The sequence below is a fragment of the Streptococcus panodentis genome, from assembly GCF_017884005.1.
GTDB classification, from domain to species: Bacteria; Bacillota; Bacilli; order Lactobacillales; family Streptococcaceae; genus Streptococcus; species Streptococcus panodentis.
The window spans coordinates 1-20,219 of sequence record NZ_QFAY01000005.1; the positions used below are offsets into that span (position 1 = coordinate 1).

The following is a 20,219-nucleotide window of genomic DNA, read 5'->3' on the forward strand; positions in this document are numbered from 1 at the left end:
AGCTGATTAGCATTATTTTGTGTCTAAACTCTTGAGGGATAAGGGGTTACGGGAGATTTGATGGTTACAAGTTTGAGTTATTAATCATGACTTATTCTTAACTCTTGCTGGAAGAGATGATCCTGGCTGACTGTCTGGAGCGAAACATTGCGGTAGCGACTGACAATACTTTGAACATTGGCAAGACCAATCCCTCGATCCTGTCCCTTGCTGCTGACACCACGCTCAAAAATCTGTGAGGTATCTACAAAGCTTTCTTTAGTAGAATTTTCAATCATGAAGATTTGCTTGTCCCCCTGCTCCAGATAAGCAATCGAAACCGTCGGACATTCGGCATGTATGGCCGCCTCTATAGCATTATCAGTTAAGACAGAAACCAGAGTGAGAAGGTCTAACAGCTCCATCCCCTGAGGCTCTATCATACCAGACACCTCCAAACTGACAGCTATCTGTTTGCTCTCAGCCTCGATAAACTTAGCAGATAGGAGACTTTTTAGGGCATCATTATGGATACTGGTCAGACGACCTAAATCAAACTTGGGCTGATTGAGCGGCTGACCTGAGTCCTTAAGAACGTCATTATAAACCCGTTCTATCGTCGACAAATCCCGATTCTCAATCCCTAGTCTGAGACTTCTGAGAATATTGATATAATCGTGACGAAAACTGCGGAGCTCATTATAAAGTTCCTCAATATGTCGGCTATAGTCCGACATGTTTTTAAGTTGGAGCTCTCTTTGGTTATTTAGTTTTTCTTGAATTCTTTTTCGTAGATTACGATCTAAAATATTAACAGATATTAAAAACAAGATAATATAAACAACAACCAACAACTCCCGAAAGGCCATTGTATTTATTTTCAGCGAAATTTCAAAATAAGAAAATAGCTGAATAAAAATGAAATAAAGGAACATTGAGAAATTTAAAAATTTTATTACGTTTTTCTCCTCATTATTTAATTTAAATTCTCTTAATCGTTTAAAATCATACTTAAGAATATTAGGGAGAAACAAAGACAGAATACTAGCTAGAAAAGAGCTTATAATTAAAAGAAAACTATTTTCCGTAATCTTTTCATACTGAAAACCAAAAACTGGTAATACCAAAAAATTTATTAGACGATGTAATAAATTCCAAAGAACAATCGGAAACAAGCCATAAAAAATTGATAGATGCTTAGTTAAAAAACGACTTCGCACAAAAGAATATAGCAAAAAAAATCCAGGCAGAATAAGATATTCCAAGAATGTCCCATTTAATAAAAAACCGAGTGTTCCAGTAAACGAGAGATACGCAACAAGCCCTATAAAATAGTTATACCACGCTAATCTAATCCCACTGATTCTGGCATATAAAACTTGTAGGATGATGGTTTCTATCGATAAAAAGATAACTTCCATTATGATGAGTCGCATAATAATTCTCCCCTATTCCTATCCGTGTTTCCCTACTTTTCTAAAAGCCTCTAGTAATCCTTTCATCTTATACCGCGACACATAGCAGCTGGCGCCATTGGGGAAAAAGACCATCTTTTTATCCTTGTCAATAGAGCTGATCTTGCCTGGATTGACCACAAAGGATCGGTGGCAGCGAATGAGGCGCTTGTCATGGTCGACGACCTCTGAAAGCTGGCCGTAAAACTCCAGGCGCTGGGTCTTGGTATAGAGGATGAGCTTGTGGGGAACTTCGGATGTTTCAAAATAGTAGATTTCGTTAAAGGGAACTTGAAACTCTGAATGCCCATTTTCAAAAATATAGGTTTCATCAGCTTGGTAGATATCCCTTCTCTCATAGAGATAGGCCAGATCCTGCTCTATCCGCTCCGCAAAATCCTCATCTGACAGGTTTTTGTCGATAAAGTCAAAGGCAGAGACCTGATAGCGGAAGGTCAGGGGCAAAAACTCTGAATGGGTGGTCACAAAGACAATCAGGGCATAGGGATCCTGCTTGCGGATTTGCTGGGCTACCTCCAGCCCCTTCTGAGCCTCTTTCTTGATCTCAATATCCAGAAAGAAAATCTGGTGGCTGCCCCGCTCATGCATGGCGTCAATCAGCTGCTCTGGCTTGCCATAGATTTCTAAAAGCTGAAAGTCTTCCCAGCCATTTTTTTCAAAAATCCGGCGAATGGTTGTTTCCATATAGACTTGCTGTTGTTTATCATCGTCTAGTACAAAAATTTTCATGTCATTTTCCTCCTTCTTTTGACCATCTTCTGAGCAGGCTGGCAAAATGCCGTCTAGAGCAGACCAAGTCGGGCAGGCCTTTTTTGTCAAAAAGAATGGACTTAGCTTGCCGATTGATTCCCTTGATTTTAGCGAGATTGACCAAGGTCTGGCGGTTGCAGTGCAGCAAAGAGTCGGGGTAGGTCTCTTTGAGCTCAGCCAGAGATGCCCGGAGCTCAAAGTCACCTTTTCCAGTCACGATAAGAACGAAATGCGGCTTTTGAGGATGAGACTGGATATAAAAAATTGCTGACAGATTCAGCTTGCGATAGGTGCCGCCGTCTTTGATTACGATAGTAGTCATGATCTACCTCCTTTTTTCTCTAGCATAGCATATTTTTACCTCAAAATGTGGGCAAAATCCTAAATGGTAGCCAGGAGGTCTTAAATGGTCGATTGCTTTTAGCAGTCCCGAGAAAGCGGCTTCACTTTACAGTTCTATTTTACCATAAAAATAGGAAATTTTGCAGTTGATATGGTGAATTTCCCTCTGTAAGACAAAGTGAAAAGACCGCTGATTGGCGGTCTTTAGTCTTATTTTCCCTGCATAAATTCTTGAAAACGATTTGTATCGAAGTAAATGAAAGATGAAACTAATTTATCTGATTCATCAAATGTTAGAAATTCTGCGACATCCAATTCTAGTTCTTTTCCATGTGGCGATTGCAAGCGGTAACGATTCAAAGCAGCTGCTTCTCGTCCTTCTACCAGCAATTTCTTCACTTCAAGATGTTGGCTTAAAGCATAGAACTGACCCGCACCCTGCAGGTAAACTTCGCGTCCTTGTCTGATTTTTTGACTGTCGCACATTCCATACTCAAAGTTTTCTGCTACAAAGTCTTCCCAGCCGCCTGTATTGACAGCAGTAAAATAGCTTTCTGCTAATGTTTTTGTATCCATCTGGAACCTCCAATAAAATAATTTTGGGCAAGCACTCAACAATGAGATTTTCAACCCACTTCAGATTATACAAAAAGCAATATGACTACAGGCTGTCATATTGCTGAAGATTTTTTTGGAGAGTCTGGATCAACTGCTCCTGCAAGTGACTGGGAGACAAGACTTTCACCTGTTGCCCAAAGCTTAAGAGCAATTCAAAGAAGGCTGGCGTTAAAGCTCGAAAAGCATGTATTCTTATTCCGGTCTCCTCTATGCTGATTTCTTCTTCTGTGAAATGGTCATAAATCTTTGGCAGGGCAGACGCCGCAAACTGTAAGTCTATTTCCTCTTTGCTGCCCTCTACTTTTTCCTTTGGAGGATTTAGAAAATAGTCTAACTTTTCCTGAGATAAGAGCGGGTAATCTTTCGGACAAGTCTCTTCTCCTATCAGCTGCAGCTGGCGAATCCTGCTGAGTTTGAAAAAGCGAAAGTCGGATTTGTCCAAGCAAAAGCCGACGACATACCAAGCATTCAGCTTAAAAACCAGTCGGTAGGGAAGTATCATACGCTGGCTGCGCTCCTGCTTTTTGGAATAATAAGAAAAGGAAATCTTCTGCCCCGCCTGAATCGCCTGCTCAATCTTCAGCAGATAATTGGTATTGAGAGACCAGGAACTGAGATCAAAGTAAAAAGGATTGGCACTGCCTGCACTTTCTTGAGAAGCCAGCTTGTGCTCGATGCTGTCAAAGCTTGGACGGCCGACGATTTTGCCAACGTTTTGGCTCATATTGATGATAAACTGTTTTTCCTCTTCTGTGAAAAAGCTGCTGTCCATCTTATAGTCGTCCGGTATATAGAAGCCGCCCTTATCCCCTCGTTCGGAATAGATAGGAATACCCGCTAAGCTGAGCGTGTCCATGTCTCTGTATACCGTGCGAGTCGATATTCTAAAACGGGCGGCAATCTCTTTAGCGGTTATCTGCCTCTTATTTAAAAGAGCCAGTAAAATGTAAATTAATCTTTCTAATTTCATGATTTCTATTTTTTCCTATAAATCACAAAGCATCAGATAGTCCGTCTCCCTTTCCTCCACGGTGACAAAGCCCAGCCGCTGATAGAAGCGCGCAGCGGGATTGTCTTTGGAAACGGACAGGGAGACGCGGGGATAGCCTTGAGCTCGGAGCAAATCCAGCATGGCTGTCATCAGCTGCTGTCCGATTCCCTGCCTCCGATGGTCGGGCAAGAGAGAAATGGACAGGGAGGGTGTCAGGTCATCATAATAGCCGTAATCCCGCATGAGGCGGACCCAAACGGCTCCGACCAGCTGGCCCTCTGCTTCCGCTGCCAGTGCCCAATCATCCGGCCGGGCACCAAAATCCTTGATATAAAGCTGCAAATCAGGATCCTGCAGAATACTCCTGGACGGAGCCGGGATACCCTCCGGAACAAAAATAGCCTGATAGAGAAATTCTTCTAGGAGATAGATTTCGTCTGGCTCGATAGGCCTGATTTTAAGCATGACCGCTCCTTTCAAATCAGCTGGCTGTCATCAATGCCGGCTTCTGCTACTATCTGCTCCGCCCGGTCAAAATTGAGCCGGAAATGCTCCAGCTTGTGCCCGTCCGATCCGACAGAGAAGCGCTGGCCGCCCAGCTCCTTGACCAGACCCAGAGCATAGATATAGAGGTCTTCATGGCCGTAGAGATACATGGACTTGCAGTTGAGCTCAAAGGCCAGGCCGTGGTCGATCATCTTTTGAAAAAGCTGGCGCAGCTGAGGCTCAAAGCTTTTCAGCTCCTCCACTGTGACCTCAAACTGGCGGAAGCCATAGTCAAAGTGGGCCAAGACATCCGCCGGAATAGCCTCAATCGCCTCTTCTAGCTCTCTCAGATAGCGGGGAATCAGCTCCATCTTATCCAGCTGCAGGACGGGCTCCTCCAGATAGTCAAAGCTGCCATTGTGGTGGACAGAGAGAAGCTTGAGGTCATAGTCTTTGTCAGCCAGAAAGGCCAGAATATCCGCCTTGCGGGGGGCATAATAGCCGATTTCAATGCCCTTTTTGATGCGGTTGCCGTATTGCCTATTCAGCTCTGCTATTTTCGCCGAATAGGCCGCATAGTCGGGCACATCATCATGGGGCGAAGCTGCCTGATAAGGGTAGGGATTGGACAGGTCATAGTGCTCAGTGGTGACAATCTCGCCCTCATAGTGGTCCAGATAGTCACGAAAATCGGCTTCTGAGTCGTAGGAAAAATAGGTATGCAGGTGGTTGTCGCGCATGCTTGCCGCCTTTCTGTTAAAGATCTATTCGTTTAGTAATTGTCAATTTCCGGCCGGTCATGGATCCGGCTTTGCTTGCCCTGACGGGCTTGGAGGACGCTCTCGACCTGATCTAGGCTGACGCCGGTCTCCACCAGAGCAACTGCCAGATGGTAGAGTAGGTCAGCCGTTTCATTGGCGATTTCTTCCTTATCCGCATTTTTGGCTGCAATGACGACTTCGGCTGCCTCTTCGCCGACTTTTTTGAGAATCTTGTCCAGCCCCTTGTCATAGAGATAGCTGGTATAGGAGCCTTCCTTGGGCTCTTTTTTGCGCTTGAGGGCTTCTTGGTAAAGGCTTTCTAGCATGGTGTCTCCTTTTTTATACTTTTGAGAAAACTCTTCAGATCAGGACATCTCAAAGCAGTGCTTTTGATCTCCAACAGTCTCCCAGACTGTTTTGACGCCAACTTCGTTTGCTTTATCCGCAACCTCCAACAGTCTCCCAGACTGTTGGAGCTGCCATCATGGCTGTAAACTGCCGACTCCAGCTGAATGGAAACGATGATTTTCAATTCAGCTGGTTAGTGCAGGAGCTAGAGAAAGTCCCATGGGATTTCTCGTGGCAGGATGAGCAGCTTGCCTGCCATCATGCCTGCTCCTGCCAAATCTGGTTGAAAAAGCAGGATTTGGCGCCGGTATGGCAGGCAGCGCCTGTCTGGTCCACTTCGATCAGCAGGGTGTCCAGATCGCAGTCGGCCGTGATTTTCCTGACAGTCTGATAGTGGCCGCTGGTGGCTCCCTTGTGCCAGAGCTCCTGACGCGAGCGGCTCCAGTACCACATCTGACCGCTGGAGCGGGTCAGCTGGTAGGCCTCTTCATTGAGATAGGCCAGCATGAGGACTTCCTTGCTGCTGTGGTCTAGGATAATGGCCGGGATCAGACCGCCTTGTTTTTGAAAATCCAATCTTACATCTGCCATCAGAGCCTCACCTCCAATCCTGCTTCCCGCATGGCCTGCTTGGTGTCTGGGATAGAAACCTGCCCATAGTGAAAGATAGAAGCAGCCAAGGCCCCAGTTGCCGCCGTTTTCTCAAAGACTTCCAAAATATCCTCCAGGCTGCCCGCCCCGCCTGAGGCGATGATGGGCACGGATACAACCTGCGAAATAGCCTGCAGCATGGGCAGGTCAAAGCCAGACTTGGTCCCATCCTTATCCATGCTGGTCAGGAGGATTTCTCCGGCCCCTAGACGAACAGCCTCCTGGACCCAAGCCAGAAGCTCCCGGCCAGTGTCCTTGCGGCCGCCGGCCAGATAGACATGCCAGCTGCCGTCAGCTGCTTTCTTGGCATCAACAGCCAGCACCACACACTGACTGCCGAATTTCTCCGCACAGTCGGCAATCAGCTGGGGATTTGCCAGAGCTGAGGAATTGACGGCAACCTTGTCAGCGCCGGCCTTGAGCATCCTGTTCATATCCTCAGCCGAGCGGATGCCGCCGCCGACCGTAAAGGGGATAAAGACCTGCTCGGCTACCCGCCGGACCATCTCAACTGTCGTGTCGCGCTGCTCATGAGTGGCAGTGATGTCCAGAAAGACCAGCTCATCACAGCCTGCCTCATAGTAGGCCCTAGCTGCATCGACCGGGTCACCGACATCGGTCAGATTGACAAAGTTAATGCCCTTGACCACCCGGCCGTCCTTGACATCCAGGCAGGGGATGATTCTTTTTTTCAGCATGGTTGGTCCTCATCTATCTCTCTGAGCTGGCTCAGGGTCACCCGGCCGCTGTAGTAAGCCTTGCCGACAATGGCACCGGCCAGCCCTAGTTCCTCCAGTTCCTGCAAATCTGCCAGCGACTGGATACCGCCTGAGGCGATGACTTTCGCATGTGTGAGAGCAGCCTGCAGCCTTTGATAATGCTGGATATTGGGTCCGGTCAGGGTGCCGTCTCGTTCAACATCGGTATAGACAAAGAGACGGACGCCAATCTTTTCCATAGCCAGGGCCAGACTGATATAGTCCTGGCTGCTGGTCTCCAGCCAGCCTTCGGTAGCGACCAGACCTTTTTTGGCATCAATGCCGATGACGATGTTGCTGCTGCCGAAGCGCTCCAGCGCCGCCTCAACAAAGGCAGGATCTTTGACCGCCATGGAACCGATGATGACCCGGTCAATCCCTGCTGCCAAATAATCCTCAATCTGCTCCAGACTGCGGATGCCGCCGCCGACCTGGACAGCCAGTCCGGTCTGCTGCTTGATCTGGGAAATCAGCTGGCGGTTGCTGGCCCGGCCCTCCAAGGCACCGTCCAAGTCGACTACATGAATCATGCGGATGCCGGCGGCTCTGAAGGTTTCAGCCTGTCCCAGAACATCCGGATTGACTACTGTCTTCTGGCTGAAATCCCCCTGAAAGAGACGGACCGCCTGGCCGTCCTTAATATCAATAGCAGGCAGAATCTTCATAGACATACTCCTTAAATCTTTCTAGAATGCCCAGACCGACCGAGCCGGACTTTTCTGGGTGAAACTGGCAGCCAAAGACATGACCCTTGCGGATCATGGCCGGCAGCGGGAAGCCGTAATCCGCAGTCGCATCAATATAGGCCTCAGCAACATCCGTATAATAGCTGTGAACAAAGTAGACTGCCTGTCCCTGCAGGCCCTCGGTCAGGGCAGATTCCTGCTCAATCTTCAAATCATTCCAGCCCATGTGGGGCACTGGCAGGCCTGCTTGGTCAGGGATTCTGCGGCAGGATCCGGGGATGAAAGCCAGACCTTGCGTTCGGCCGTTTTCCAGTCCCTCTTCCAGCAGCAACTGCATGCCCAAGCAGATGCCCAAGAGCGGCTTGCCGGCTGCCACAGCCTGCTGGATGACCGCAGTCAGTCCCCGCCTGCTCAGCTCCTGCATAGCAGCCGCATAAGCTCCGACACCGGGCAGAATCAGACCGTCAGCCGCTAAAATTTCCTGCGGATCGGCCGACAGGCGTGCGGCCATCCCAACCTGGGCCAGGGCTCGCAGAACATTGGCCGTATTTCCCGCACCATAATCAAGTACAATAATCATGTTAGCTATCCTTTATCAGTAGAGAGCAGCTCCATCCCGCCGGCAGGCTAGAGCAGACCCTTGGTAGAATTGACCCCGCGAATGTCTGGATTGACAGTGACCGCTTCGCGCAGGGCCCGGCCGGTCGCCTTAAAGAGGCTCTCCGCCTTGTGGTGGCTGTTTTTGCCATGCAGGATTTTCAAGTGCAGATTCATCTGCAGATTGAAGGCCAGAGCTTGGAAAAATTCCTCCACCAGCTCAGTGTCAAAAGTCCCCAGCTTAGGATTGTCAAAGGCTGCGTCAAAGACCAGATAGGAGCGGCCTGACAGATCCAGACTGGCCATGCCCAGCGTTTCATCCATGGGCACAAAGCTCGTGCCATAGCGGTTAATGCCGGCCTTGTCGCCCAGAGCCTGGCGCAGGGCCTGCCCCAGCACGATGCCCACATCCTCTACTGTGTGGTGGCTGTCCACCCAGAGGTCTCCCTCGGCCTTGACGGTTAAGGAAATCCGGCTGTGACGGGCAAAGAGGGTCAGCATATGGTCAAAAAAACCAACCCCCGTATCAATGTCCACTGGCTCCTGCTGGTCCAGATTGACGGCTAAAGCAATCTTGGTTTCCTGAGTTGTACGGCTCAATTCAGCTTTTCTCATGGTATCCTCTTTCTACTTGTCCTGTCTGCGGGCTTCGATTGCCTTGGCATGAGCCTGCAGGCCTTCAGCATAGGCCAGGCTGGTAATGTCGCGGTCAGCTGCTCTGACAGCTTCCCGGCTGTACTGGGTGTACTGGATGCGCTTGATAAAGTCGTGCACACCCAGAGCCGATGAAAAGCGGCTGGTGCTGGTCGTTGGCAGCACATGATTGGCTCCGGCATAGTAGTCTCCGATAGGCTCGCTGGTATAGTGGCCCAGAAAGACCGATCCGGCATTTTCAATCTTATCCAGATAGCTGTAGGCGTCATCCATGGCAACCTCCAAGTGCTCCGGTGCCACCTGATTCATAAGCTCAAACATGGCTTCCTTAGAAGGCGCGATGATGATGCGGCCGTTATTTTCAATAGAAGCACGCGCGATTTCCTCCCGCGGCAGAGTCTTCAGCTGCCTGTCCAGCTCCTGCTCCACTTGATCAGCCAGCTCCTCTGAGTCTGTGACCAGAATGGCCCGGGCCAGCTTGTCATGCTCAGCCTGTGAAAGCAGGTCCGCCGCCACATAGACCGGACTGGCAGAAGCATCTGCAATCACACCGATTTCTGACGGGCCGGCAATCATGTCAATCCCGACCAGACCATAGACCAATTTCTTGGCTGTGGCTACAAAAATATTGCCCGGACCGGTAATCTTGTCCACCTTGGGAATCGTCTCGGTCCCATAGGCCAGAGCCGCCACTCCCTGAGCACCGCCCACCTGAAAAATCCGGCTGACCCCAGCCAGCTTGGCCGCTACCAGAATGGCCGGATTAAAGCGCTCCTGAGGCGGGGTGATCATGATAATCTCCTTGACCCCGGCAATCTTGGCCGGGATGACATTCATGAGGACAGAGGAAGGATAGGCCGCTGTTCCGCCCGGTACATAGGTTCCCACCCGCTCGATGGGCCGGATGAGCTGGCCGCGCAGAACACCCGGACTGGGGCTGTCCTCAAAACCGGCCTCCAGCTGCTGCTGGTGGTAGCTTTCAATATTGGTCTGAGCATTCTTAAGGGCTGTCAGCACCTGCGGATCAATCTCCTCAAAAGCCCGCTCAATCAGGTCCTGCCCGACCTCAAAGTCTGTCACTTCTACCTTGTCAAAGAGCTGAGAATAGTAAGTCAGGGCCTGGTCGCCATCCTTTCTGACGGCTTCCAGAATGTCACTGACTGCATCTTCCACATCCAGATTCTGCTGGCTGAGCTTTAGCTGCTCTTCATAGAGAATACGTGAAATTTCTTCATTTGTTCCGCTTAATCGTTCAATCCTTTTCATTCAAAAGCCACCTCTCTCGTTCCCACCAGGGATTCAATTTTCGCAATAAAAGGCATCAGGTCCGGATTATTTTTCAGGGAAGCCTGATTGACAATGAGCCGGGCCGACACCCGGCAGATGTCCTCAAAGACAATCAGTCCATTGGCCGACAGGGTATGGCCAGTCTCGACAATATCGACGATAGCATCAGCCAATCCCAGCACCGGAGAAATCTCCACGCTGCCCTGAATGGAGATGATTTCCACATCTTCGCCCTTTTGGTTGAAATAATCCATCGCCACTGTCGGATACTTGGTCGCAATCCGCTTGCGCTTATGGTCCTGCGGATCATAGCTGGGCACCGAGGCCAGAGAAAACTTGCAGAGACCAAAATTGAGGTCCAGCATTTCCAGATAGCCGGTCGGATGCTCAAAGAGAATATCCTTGCCGACAATGCCCACATCGGCCACACCGTGACGGACATAGGTCGTGACATCGGGTCCCTTGACCAAGAGAAAGCGAAATCGGCCGTCCGGACTTTCAAAAATCAAATTCCGCCCCTTGTCAGCCATAAAGGCCAGGTCAAATCCGGCTCGGCTCAAGAGCTCAACCGTCTCCTCCTCTATCCGCCCCTTGGTCAGGGCAATGGTAATCTGGCTCATCTGCTGCCACCTTCCTTTCCATTTTCATCCGGCAGATCATCATGAATGGCCTGATAGACGCTGTCAATATCCAGCGTCCAGCCTACCGCCGTCAGCTGATCTGCCCCGAAGCGCTCAAAGAGCTGGTCATAGCGGCCGCCGGACAGAAAGGCAGCCGGCACTTTTTCGCCAAAGACTTTGAAGGTCAGGCCGGTATAGTAAGGCATAGACGCTACCTGTCCCAGATCCATGGTGCTGGCCGGCAGCAGATCCGAAAGCTGGACCAGCATGTCTTCCAAATCATCCAAGGCTGCCAGAATCTGCTGGTTCTCAAGCAGCTTTCTGGCTTGATCCAGCACCTGCCGGCTGGGGCCGAAAAGGCAGGGCAGCTTCTGCAGAAATTCATCAAACTCACTGGGATTGGCCTGAGTAAATTCATAGAGACCAGTCATATTTTTCTTGCGGATATGGTCTAAAAGCCGTGCCTCTTCCTGCTCGTCCAGCTTCAGTTTTTCCAGAATGGTCTTTAAAATAGCCGCATGGGAAAACTCAAACTGATACGAGCGGACCTGAGCTAGATCCAGCGACTGCTTGGCCGACTGAATGGCCTCCAGCACCGCTTGCCGGACAGGGTAGCCGATGATTTCAATGCCGGCCTGACTGAGCTCATTGGCCAGCCCGCGCAGCTCCTCATTGTAGTGAAAAACCTTGCCCGAATAGGAAAATTTAGTCGGGGTATGAACCCGGGTCGAAGCAATGACCCGGCCGATCTGACTGGTCACATCGGGCCGTAGCGCCAGCAGATGGCCCTTCTTATCAAACAGGTGATAATGGCTGGCCTCAATGCTGTCCCCAAAGACTTCGAAATGCTCCAGAGTCGGTGTATCAATGCGGTTAAATCCCTGAGCCATGAGAAAATCACTGATATTCCGCTCAATCTCATAGGTCACACGGGCTCGTTTAAATAATTTATCGTGCATGCCGTTAGGCAGAGTGACTTGCTTCATCGGCCGGCCTCCTTTCGCTCCTTGATAAATGCCCTGATAATGGCCAAAACCTGCTCCATTTCCTGAGGCTGACCGACTGAAATCCGCAGATAATCCTTGATGCGTTCAGCCTTTGGGAAATATCGGACATAGATATTCTGGCTTTGCAGATGAGAAAATAGTTCCCCAGCTGACACGCCATTCGGCCTGACCAAGAGAAAATTTGCCAGACTGGGCAGAACCTCAAAGCCCAGCGCTGCCAGCTCCTCCGCCAGCAGGTCCCGGGTCTGCTCAATCTGCCGGCTGGTCTGCTCATAGTAAGCCCAGTCCTCGATAGCTGCCTGAGCCAGCTTCTCTGCCAGCAGATCCACCGAATAAGGATTGATCGAATGCTGAACGGTCTTCATGACCCCAATCAAGTCCGGATGCCCGATACCATAGCCTACCCGCAGGCCGGCCAGAGCCGCATCCTTGGAAAAAGTCCGGCTAATAAAGAGATTGGGATACTCCTCCAGCAGCGGCAGGGCCGTCTGGCCGCCAAAATTGATATAGGCTTCATCTACTACCACGACCAGATTCCGATTGGCCGCCAGTATCTGCTCCAGCTCCTCCAAGGGCTTGTAAATCCCGGTCGGAGCATTGGGGTTGGCCAAAACAATGCCTCCCTCGGCTTTCAGATAATCCTCCGTCCGAATCCGGAAATCCTCCGTCAGCGGTACTTCTCTGTAAGGAACCCGATAAAGCTGGGCCCAAACCTTGTAAAATCCATAGGTCAAGTCCGGAAAAAGAACAGGCTCCCCGCTGTTAAAGAAAGCCAGAAAGGCCATAGACAGGATGTCGTCGCTGCCATTACCGATAATGAGCTGGTCTGGCGAGACGCCCAAGTTTGCTGCCAAAGCCTGACAGAGGCCGGCCTGATCCAGACTGGAGTACCTGCGCAGGCTGGCAGCGTCAAAATCCTTCAGCGCCTCAGCCACCCGCGGACTGGGAGGGTAGGCATTTTCATTGGTATTAATCTTGATAAGCCTGTCTCCTGCAGGCTGCTGCCCCGCCACATAGGGAGTGAGTGATCTGAGACCTTTTAGTTTGAGCATACTGCTACCTCGCTTTCGCTTGTTTCCAATCATTTCTGCTCTTTGAAAATCAGCATCCGCCTCGTCCGTTAAGTTTGGGGAACTGTCGGATCTTGTAGATTAGGAGACAGATTCCCTTGACAGCTGTACCCTCACCCGCATAGGAGACGGCGACAAAAGTATTGCAGCCTCGCTCTGTTCGGGTAAGGAACTCTACACGCCTGATCTGAAGCCGATTTTCGAAAAGTATAAGGATTGATGCTATTCAAAAGATAATAAAAAGCCCTCGCAAAAAACATTGCAAGGACGTTGACACGCGGTTCCACCTTTATTCAGCCCTCAGTCGCCTGAGGACCCTCATGGAGTACAAGACTCCGAATTCGTAACGGGAATCAGCCGTCGGCCACTAATCTCAGTATGCTGATTTCGCAGCCGCACTCAAGAATGTGTCGCTTAAGGATTGCATGCCTTCTCACCGCCGGGCACTCTCTGTCTGTTGTCTTAAGCTTTTTCTCTCATCGCTTTAAATGATTGTTGAATATTCTACCTGAATTTTTCAGAAAAAGCAAGAGAAAAATGAAAAAAATTTTAAAGCGGGGGTTTTCCGGTAATTTTCCAACCTCAGTCCGAAATCCAGTCACCGTGCTTCACTTTAGCACCAAAGCGGCTGCATAAGATGCTGGGAGTAAAAAGATTGAGGAGATTTTTTTCAGCCTGAGCCTAGAAGCACAAGGTTCCCCCTTTTGCGGGTAAGGACACAGCCAGCGCGGGAGTCTGTCTCACTGCCACCGCCGCCCTATGCTAAACCAACAGGCAATAGCCCAGCCTTCCTATCCTTTTGGTGTAAAGACAAGGTGCTCATTGACAAAGGCATCGAAACCTAGATGACTGAGTTCACGGCCATAGCCCGAATTCTTAATCCCGCCAAAGGGCAGCTCTGGATGAGAAGCCCAGCCTGAATTCACAAAGGTCATCCCTGTTTCAATCTGGGCAGCAACACGCGCCACTCGCTCTGGGTCAGAGGAGAAGACCGTTCCCCCCAGACCGTAACTGGAATCATTGGCCAGTGCAATCGCTTCTTCTTCTGTATCCACTTTGTAAATAGACGCCACAGGACCGAAGATTTCGGTGTTGTAAATTGGATTGTCTTTGCTGATATCGGTCAAGACTGTCGGCATGACAAAATTGCCTGGATGGTCAATCTCCTGATTGCCATAAGCGACCCTTGCTCCATTATCCACTGCCAGTTTGATTTGTCCTAAGACTTCCTCTTTAGCCGCCGCAGAAGACAGAGGAGCCAAAGTGGTCTCAGCTTTCATCGGATCGCCCCATTTTGCTGTCTTGAAGGTTTCCACTACCATATCCACAAACTTACGGTAATTTTCTTCACCGACAACGATAAACCGTTTTGATGAGGTACATACCTGACCGGCATTGTAGAGACGGGCAAAGAAAATGGTATCTTTCAGCAGTTCAAAATCGGCATCTTCCAAGATCAGAAAGGCATCGTTTCCGCCCAGTTCCAGCGCTGATTTCTTAAGATTGGCACCAGCTTCGGCCGCGATGGAAGCCCCGCCGCGCTCAGACCCTGTCAGGGCCACTCCCTGAATCCGCGGATCCGCAATGGCTTTGCTGACTTGGCCGTAAGTCAAAAAGAGATTTTTAAAAGAGCCGGCAGGAGCGCCTGCTTCCTTGACCAGTTCCTCAAAGGCCTGTGCAGAAGCCGGACAGATAGAGGCATGCTTGAGCACCGTTGGATTGCCAATCATAAAGTTAGGCGCAAAGACACGCATGATTTGATAGAAGGGGAAATTCCACGGTTCTACCATGAAGAGCACGCCGACTGCCTGCTTGATGTAATAGCCTTCCCCATGCACGGCTTCCAGCTCTCTTGGTTTCAGGAATTCTTCAGCCTTATCAGCAAAATAGTCCGCAATAGCAGCACAGAGCTCCACTTCGCCTTTGGCTTCAGTAAAGAGCTTGCCCATGTCTTTGGTCATCACTTCAGCGTATTTATCCACATCACGGCGAAGAAGTTCCGCCACCTTGTGCAGCTGGCCTTTTCGCTCTTCCAGCCCGCCTTCAGCCCGCCATTTTTTGTAAAGGGCGTGGCCCGCAGCCAAAGCCGCTTCCAGATCAGCATCCGTATGGTTGTCAAACTCCTTCAGCACTTCATTGGTATAAGGGTAAATTGTCTTATAAGCCATCGTTTTTCCTCCTTTTGAGATCTGAGGGGCTAAATAACGAAGAAATCCCAATGGGCATCCACATCTCTAAGCAAAGCAGGCTGCCAGAGCTGCAGAAAAATGAGAAGCAAACACTCAAGCAACAGCTTCAAGAACGATTGCTCTTTTTTTCAACATTTTTAGCCCAAGTTCTGTCTCCAACCGAACTCAGACAGATCGGCCTGTCTGTTCTGACACATACTCCAATGATAAACAGTCAAACTGGGCAGGGCTGAAAAAAATTCTTGGAACCTTTTTCACTCCCCAGACTGTTGGCACAAGCCCAAGCCAATCCCTGCAGAATTGAGGGCAGCAAGAGTATCAGCAGAAATATTGTTCAGTTTTCACAAAGCCATTATACCATTTTTGCAAGCGATTTCAAATGTTTTGCTGAAGGAAGTCTCAAAAGCAGGTGGGACAGACTCCCATGATGGCTGAGTCCTCACCCACAGAGGGATGCATCTTTTGGAAGATACTGTATAAAATTTTTAAAAATTTAGTCCCCTTCACTCTTTTGTTTCTAAGTTCAGGCTGAAAAGGTTCCCCGGAGCTGACGCAGGCTGAAGAGATTTTCGCAGAGTTTTGGCAATCGTCTGCCGCGCTAAGGTCAAGAACTTTCGGCCATAATCAAGCGAGACTGAAACACTTGGTTCCAGCCTCGCTGCCTCTATCGGTCTGCCTGATCATTTTCGATTGTCTTTGAGTGTTAAAACAGCTCCCTGTAAAAGGCAATGGTTTCTTCTAAGGTTGGCATAAATGGATTGCCTGGGGCGCAGGCATCTATCAAGGCATTCTTAGAAAGGTAATCAAAATCAAAGTCTTTTTCTTCGATACCAAGTTCTGTCAATTTCTTTGGAATGCCGACGGTTTCAGAAAGTTTTTCGATTTCAGAAATGGCATAGGCTGCACATTCTGCATCTGTCTTGCCTTCGGTATGAAGACCGAGGGCTTTGGCGACATTGCGGAAGGCTCCTGGCACCCGTTTGGCATTTTCACGCTCAACAACCGGGAGCAGCATGGCACAGCAGACACCGTGCGGCAGATTATAGACAGCTCCCAGTTGGTGAGCCATGGAGTGCACGTAGCCCAAACCAGCATTGTTAAAGGACATGCCTCCTAGAAAGATGGCATTCACCATGCCTTCGCGCGCTTCGATGTCATGGCCGTTGGCCACTGCCCGAGGCAGGTATTCTTTGATTAGTTCGATGGCACCAATCGACAGTTTCTTAGTCACGCCATAAGCGCCCGGAGTGACCAAGGCTTCTACCGCATGGGTCAGGGCATCCATACCTGTCGCAGCTGTCAAGGCAGCTGGCTTGGATACCATGAGTTCAGGGTCATTGACCGAAATCAGGGCTAGGCTGTTCTTATCCACCATAACCATTTTGACCTTGCGCTCTTCATCAGTGATCACATAGTTAATGGTAATTTCAGCTGAAGTTCCCGCAGTCGTATTGATGGCTGCAACTGGCATACCTTTCTTGGCTGACTTGTGCAGACCCTCATAGTCTTGCGGCTTACCGCCATTGGTCGCAATGACGGAGATACAGCTTGCGGCATCTTGCGGAGAGCCTCCGCCGACACTGATAATAAAGTCGCAGTTATTTTCTTTCAGCGCTGCTAGCCCATCCATGACATTTTTACAAGTTGGATTTGGCTCTACATCGCTGAAGATGACATATTCGATTCCTTCAGCATCCAGAGGTTTAAGCACCTTCGGCAGAATTTCACTGCTTTCGATAAATTTATCCGTAACCAGCAGAGCTTTACTGTAACCCAATTCTTTAACATAAGGGCCGACTTCATTGACAACGCCTTTGCCGATAAGGTTGACGGCTGGTACATAAAATGTTGACATCTTTCTTCTCCTTTTTGTTATGTTAATATGATTTTATACCTATCTTTTTCGATTTTCAAGTATTTTGTGATTTTTTTAACAAAACATCCTGCAGGAAAAGCAAAGCCTCTCCCCCAGCTCACTTTTTACCTATCTATCCAAGAAGCCTTCATGCGGGGTCTTGTTGAAAGATTCTGCAATTTCCTGCAGCTCTCGGATTGGTGATTTCCTGCTTGATCTGGCTGCCCTGCCCCGATTTGGGAATAAATCATGGCAGCCTTTTCAATGACTGCAATCAGGCCGTAGCTTTCATCCAGCGATACTCCGGAGGCAAACAAAAAGACCCCAGCTTTTCGTTTCGCAATGAAAGGGCGGGGTCGTTTGCCCATGTGCCGACCGCTTAAGGCCAACTGACTCAAGATACGGTTTACGAGCAAGTCTATTGATTAAGTGTTTCTAAAAGGCGGTGGGATTGAGTCTGTCTCAGCCTCTTTTAGGATATATTCTACCTCACCTCTGCTCCGAGCTTTTCGGTCAGGGATTGTTGGATTTTTTTCATATATTTTGCGACTTCTTCGTCGGTCAGGCTGGCTTCTGGATTTTGGAAAGTCAGGCTGTAGGCCATAGATTTGAGGCCGACACCCAGCTTGTCACCTGAGAAGATGTCAAAGAGTTTGATGTCGGTCAGGCGTTTGACACCGGCTGCCTGAATGGCATCCAGGACCTCTTGGTGGGTGATTTCTGCCTTGAGCAGCAGAGCCACATCACGGGTCACAGCCGGGAACTTCGTAATTTCAGCAAATGGCTGGGCTGGCTGCAGCTGCTCTTCGATAGCAGAGAGGCTGAGCTCGGCCACATAGGTCTCTGGAATGTCGTAGGCCTTGGCTGTCGCTGGGTGCACTTGTCCGACAAAGCCGATCGGCTGGCCATTGACAGAGATAAGCGCGGTCCGGCCGGGATGCATGCTGGGCAGCTGATCCGTAGCTCTATAGTCAGCTTCCAGCCCAAGACGGTCAAAGAGGGCTTCTGCCACTCCTTTTGCATAGAAGAAATCTACCGGCACAGCCTTCGTTTGGAAATCCTTCTCCTGGACCAAGCCAGTAAGAGCAAAGGCAAAGCTGTTGATTTCATGGGGCAGATCTTCCTTGGGATTGCCTGTCTGCTCAAAGACCTTGCCAATTTCATAAAGGGCAGCATTCTTATTTTTACGGGCAGCATTATAGCTGACCGCATCCAGCATGCCAGACACCATATTCTGACGAAGCACGCTGCGCTCCACCGTCATGGGCCACATGAGCTCGGTCTGCTTGCTGGGATTGAGGCTAAACTCAACCGCCTTTTCCGGTGTCGTCAGAGCATAGGTGATAATTTCTGTCAGGCCAGCTCCCTCTGCCGCCGTCCGAACTTTACGGCGTAATTTTTGTGTCGCGGTCAGTTCTCCTGCTGTACCAGCATCCTGAGGCAAGGAAATCGGCAGGCGATCATAGCCATAAATACGGGCAATCTCCTCATAGAGGTCAGCCGGAATGCTGATGTCCCAGCGGCGGGCAGGCACGCTGACAGTAAATGTCTCTGCCGAACCGCTCAGGCCAAAGCCCAGCCGGCGGAAAACATCCTCGACATCCGCATAGGTCAAGTCTGTTCCCAAGACCCGATTGACATCTGCCAGACTGGTCGAAACCTGCTTGTCAGCCGTGTCCAGCTGGCCGGCTTGGACGATACCTGCCCGGACAGTGGCTCCTGCCAAGTCCGCAATCATGCTGGCTGCCGCATCCAAGGCTTCGTTGACCGTTGCTGCATTGATGCCTTTTTCAAAGCGGGATGAAGACTCCGACCGCAATCCCAGACGGCTGCTGGTCTTGCGGATAGATTTGCCATCAAAGACGGCTGCTTCCAGAACAATCCGGCTTGACTTGTCAGAGATTTCCGTCGCCTGACCGCCCATGACACCGGCCAATGCCACCGGCTGATCCGCTACCGCAATGACCAAGTCTGAAGCTTCCAGCTGGCGTTCTTCTCCGTCCAGAGTGACCAAGCTCTCACCGGCACGCGCCTCCCGCACGACAATCCTGTCGCCCTCAAAGGTATCCAGATCAAAGGCATGCATGGGCTGACCAAAGTAGAGCAGGATATAGTTGGTGACATCAACCACATTATTGATAGGACGGATCCCCTCATTCATGAGGAGATTTTGCAGCCACTGCGGACTTGGAGCAATGCGCACATTGTCCAAAATACGGGCCGCATAGTAGGGAGCTTTCTCTGTCTCGATAGCTACCGCAAGCTGATTCGCTGCCTGCTTGTCACCTTCTGTCAGCGGGAAAGCCTTAAACCGCACAGCCTTGTCGTAGATTGCAGCCACTTCGTGGGCGACACCGCGCATAGAGAGTGCGTCTGCCCGGTTTGGCGTGATGGAGAGTTCGATGATTTCATCGTCCAAGTCCAGATATGGAAAGACTTCCTGACCCGGCACAGCCTCCTCCGGCAGGATTTGGATACCATCCGCAAATTCCTTTGGCACGACTGAGTCAGAAATGCCCAGCTCGCCGAGAGAGCAGATCATGCCCAGCGACTCCAGGCCGCGGATTTTCCCTTTTTTAATCTTGTAATTGTCCGCAATGCGTGCACCGGGCAAGGCCACCATGACCTTGATACCGGCCCGGATATTGGGAGCTCCGCAGACAATCTGACGCGTCTCCGCTTCGCCGACATTGACCTGACAGACATGCAGATGGGTATCCGGCACATCCTCACACGATACAACCTCACCGACAACGATCTTGGACAGACCGGCAGCCGGCGATGTCACACCTTCTACCTCAATCCCGGTTGTGGACATTTTCTCAGCCAGCTCAGCGCTCGCCACATCAATGTCTACTAATTCTTTTAACCATTTATAACTTACTAACATAATTAAGATACCAAGGGCGTTTAAAAACGACTGAAAAATAGGAGATTGACGAAGCATTCGATGAATGCTAGGAAATCTATCTTTTTTCCGAGTTTTTAGCCCGGGTTCCATTCCTTTCTCTATTCTATCACCGAAGAACTTGAACGACCAAATTTTAGGGATTTGTCTGAAATCCTGATTTCAGAAACAAATCATCTAAATTTCA

The 20,219-nt window shown here is 49.9% G+C and carries 20 protein-coding genes and 1 pseudogene; all 21 read right to left on the reverse strand.

Translation table 11 applies throughout. The features are described 5' to 3' along the window. Positions 1–80 precede the first annotated feature (80 nt). Entirely contained in the window at positions 81–1,415 is a 1,335-nt protein-coding gene (locus DHL47_RS03100; RefSeq protein ID WP_209550862.1) for a sensor histidine kinase, read from the reverse strand. 18 nt (positions 1,416–1,433) lie between these two features. Then, positions 1,434–2,183: a response regulator transcription factor gene (locus tag DHL47_RS03105; RefSeq protein WP_209550863.1), complete on the reverse strand. Its 750-nt coding sequence runs from the start codon at positions 2,181–2,183 to the stop codon at positions 1,434–1,436. 1 nt (position 2,184) lies between these two features. Next, the gene (locus DHL47_RS03110) at positions 2,185–2,526 is read right to left on the reverse strand and encodes a LytTR family DNA-binding domain-containing protein (protein ID WP_128836026.1); all 342 of its coding nucleotides are present in this window, start codon (positions 2,524–2,526) and stop codon (positions 2,185–2,187) included. A gap of 230 nt (positions 2,527–2,756) precedes the next feature. After that, entirely contained in the window at positions 2,757–3,122 is a 366-nt protein-coding gene (locus tag DHL47_RS03115; protein ID WP_209550864.1) for a nuclear transport factor 2 family protein, read from the reverse strand. Positions 3,123–3,207: 85 nt separating this feature from the next. After that, positions 3,208–4,134, reverse strand: coding sequence for a helix-turn-helix transcriptional regulator (locus DHL47_RS03120; RefSeq protein WP_209550865.1), 927 nt, complete (start codon positions 4,132–4,134; stop codon positions 3,208–3,210). A 15-nt stretch (positions 4,135–4,149) separates the two neighbouring features. Further along, on the reverse strand, positions 4,150–4,620 hold the full coding sequence (locus tag DHL47_RS03125) for a GNAT family N-acetyltransferase (RefSeq protein ID WP_209550866.1): 471 nt from the start codon (positions 4,618–4,620) through the stop codon (positions 4,150–4,152). A gap of 11 nt (positions 4,621–4,631) precedes the next feature. Then, positions 4,632–5,381: a PHP domain-containing protein gene (locus DHL47_RS03130; RefSeq protein WP_128836016.1), complete on the reverse strand. Its 750-nt coding sequence runs from the start codon at positions 5,379–5,381 to the stop codon at positions 4,632–4,634. Positions 5,382–5,413: 32 nt separating this feature from the next. Further along, complete coding sequence (gene hisE / locus DHL47_RS03135) at positions 5,414–5,728, reverse strand: phosphoribosyl-ATP diphosphatase (protein ID WP_209550867.1); 315 nt, start codon at positions 5,726–5,728, stop codon at positions 5,414–5,416. Positions 5,729–6,008: 280 nt separating this feature from the next. Then, entirely contained in the window at positions 6,009–6,341 is a 333-nt protein-coding gene (gene hisI, locus DHL47_RS03140; RefSeq protein WP_128836012.1) for a phosphoribosyl-AMP cyclohydrolase, read from the reverse strand. Continuing rightward, positions 6,341–7,099 (reverse strand): imidazole glycerol phosphate synthase subunit HisF, encoded by a 759-nt coding sequence (gene hisF / locus DHL47_RS03145; protein ID WP_209550868.1) that lies wholly within the window; start codon positions 7,097–7,099, stop codon positions 6,341–6,343. The genes hisI and hisF overlap by 1 nt, the downstream gene beginning before the upstream one ends. After that, positions 7,093–7,824: a 1-(5-phosphoribosyl)-5-[(5-phosphoribosylamino)methylideneamino]imidazole-4-carboxamide isomerase gene (gene hisA, locus DHL47_RS03150; protein ID WP_164828388.1), complete on the reverse strand. Its 732-nt coding sequence runs from the start codon at positions 7,822–7,824 to the stop codon at positions 7,093–7,095. The genes hisF and hisA overlap by 7 nt, the downstream gene beginning before the upstream one ends. Then, positions 7,802–8,425, reverse strand: a complete 624-nt coding sequence (gene hisH / locus DHL47_RS03155) for an imidazole glycerol phosphate synthase subunit HisH (RefSeq protein ID WP_209550869.1) — start codon at positions 8,423–8,425, stop codon at positions 7,802–7,804. The genes hisA and hisH overlap by 23 nt, the downstream gene beginning before the upstream one ends. 47 nt (positions 8,426–8,472) lie before the next feature. Beyond that, positions 8,473–9,057 (reverse strand): imidazoleglycerol-phosphate dehydratase HisB, encoded by a 585-nt coding sequence (hisB, locus tag DHL47_RS03160; RefSeq protein ID WP_209550870.1) that lies wholly within the window; start codon positions 9,055–9,057, stop codon positions 8,473–8,475. 12 nt (positions 9,058–9,069) lie between these two features. Next, entirely contained in the window at positions 9,070–10,362 is a 1,293-nt protein-coding gene (hisD, locus tag DHL47_RS03165; RefSeq protein WP_209550871.1) for a histidinol dehydrogenase, read from the reverse strand. Then, positions 10,359–11,003 (reverse strand): ATP phosphoribosyltransferase, encoded by a 645-nt coding sequence (gene hisG, locus DHL47_RS03170; protein WP_209550872.1) that lies wholly within the window; start codon positions 11,001–11,003, stop codon positions 10,359–10,361. The genes hisD and hisG overlap by 4 nt, the downstream gene beginning before the upstream one ends. Beyond that, on the reverse strand, positions 11,000–11,989 hold the full coding sequence (locus DHL47_RS03175) for an ATP phosphoribosyltransferase regulatory subunit (protein ID WP_128835998.1): 990 nt from the start codon (positions 11,987–11,989) through the stop codon (positions 11,000–11,002). Before DHL47_RS03175 ends, hisG begins: the two co-directional genes overlap by 4 nt. Continuing rightward, entirely contained in the window at positions 11,986–13,062 is a 1,077-nt protein-coding gene (gene hisC, locus DHL47_RS03180) for a histidinol-phosphate transaminase (protein ID WP_209550873.1), read from the reverse strand. Before hisC ends, DHL47_RS03175 begins: the two co-directional genes overlap by 4 nt. A gap of 809 nt (positions 13,063–13,871) precedes the next feature. Then, positions 13,872–15,248 (reverse strand): NAD-dependent succinate-semialdehyde dehydrogenase, encoded by a 1,377-nt coding sequence (locus DHL47_RS03185; RefSeq protein ID WP_209550874.1) that lies wholly within the window; start codon positions 15,246–15,248, stop codon positions 13,872–13,874. A 724-nt stretch (positions 15,249–15,972) separates the two neighbouring features. After that, positions 15,973–17,124, reverse strand: a complete 1,152-nt coding sequence (locus tag DHL47_RS03190; RefSeq protein WP_209550875.1) for an iron-containing alcohol dehydrogenase — start codon at positions 17,122–17,124, stop codon at positions 15,973–15,975. A 129-nt stretch (positions 17,125–17,253) separates the two neighbouring features. Beyond that, positions 17,254–17,441: pseudogene (locus DHL47_RS03195) on the reverse strand (rhamnulose-1-phosphate aldolase); the annotation flags it as partial. A 167-nt stretch (positions 17,442–17,608) separates the two neighbouring features. Then, a complete protein-coding gene (gene pheT / locus DHL47_RS03200) occupies positions 17,609–20,014 on the reverse strand; it encodes a phenylalanine--tRNA ligase subunit beta (RefSeq protein ID WP_209550876.1) in 2,406 nt (801 codons plus the stop codon). Positions 20,015–20,219 lie beyond the last annotated feature (205 nt).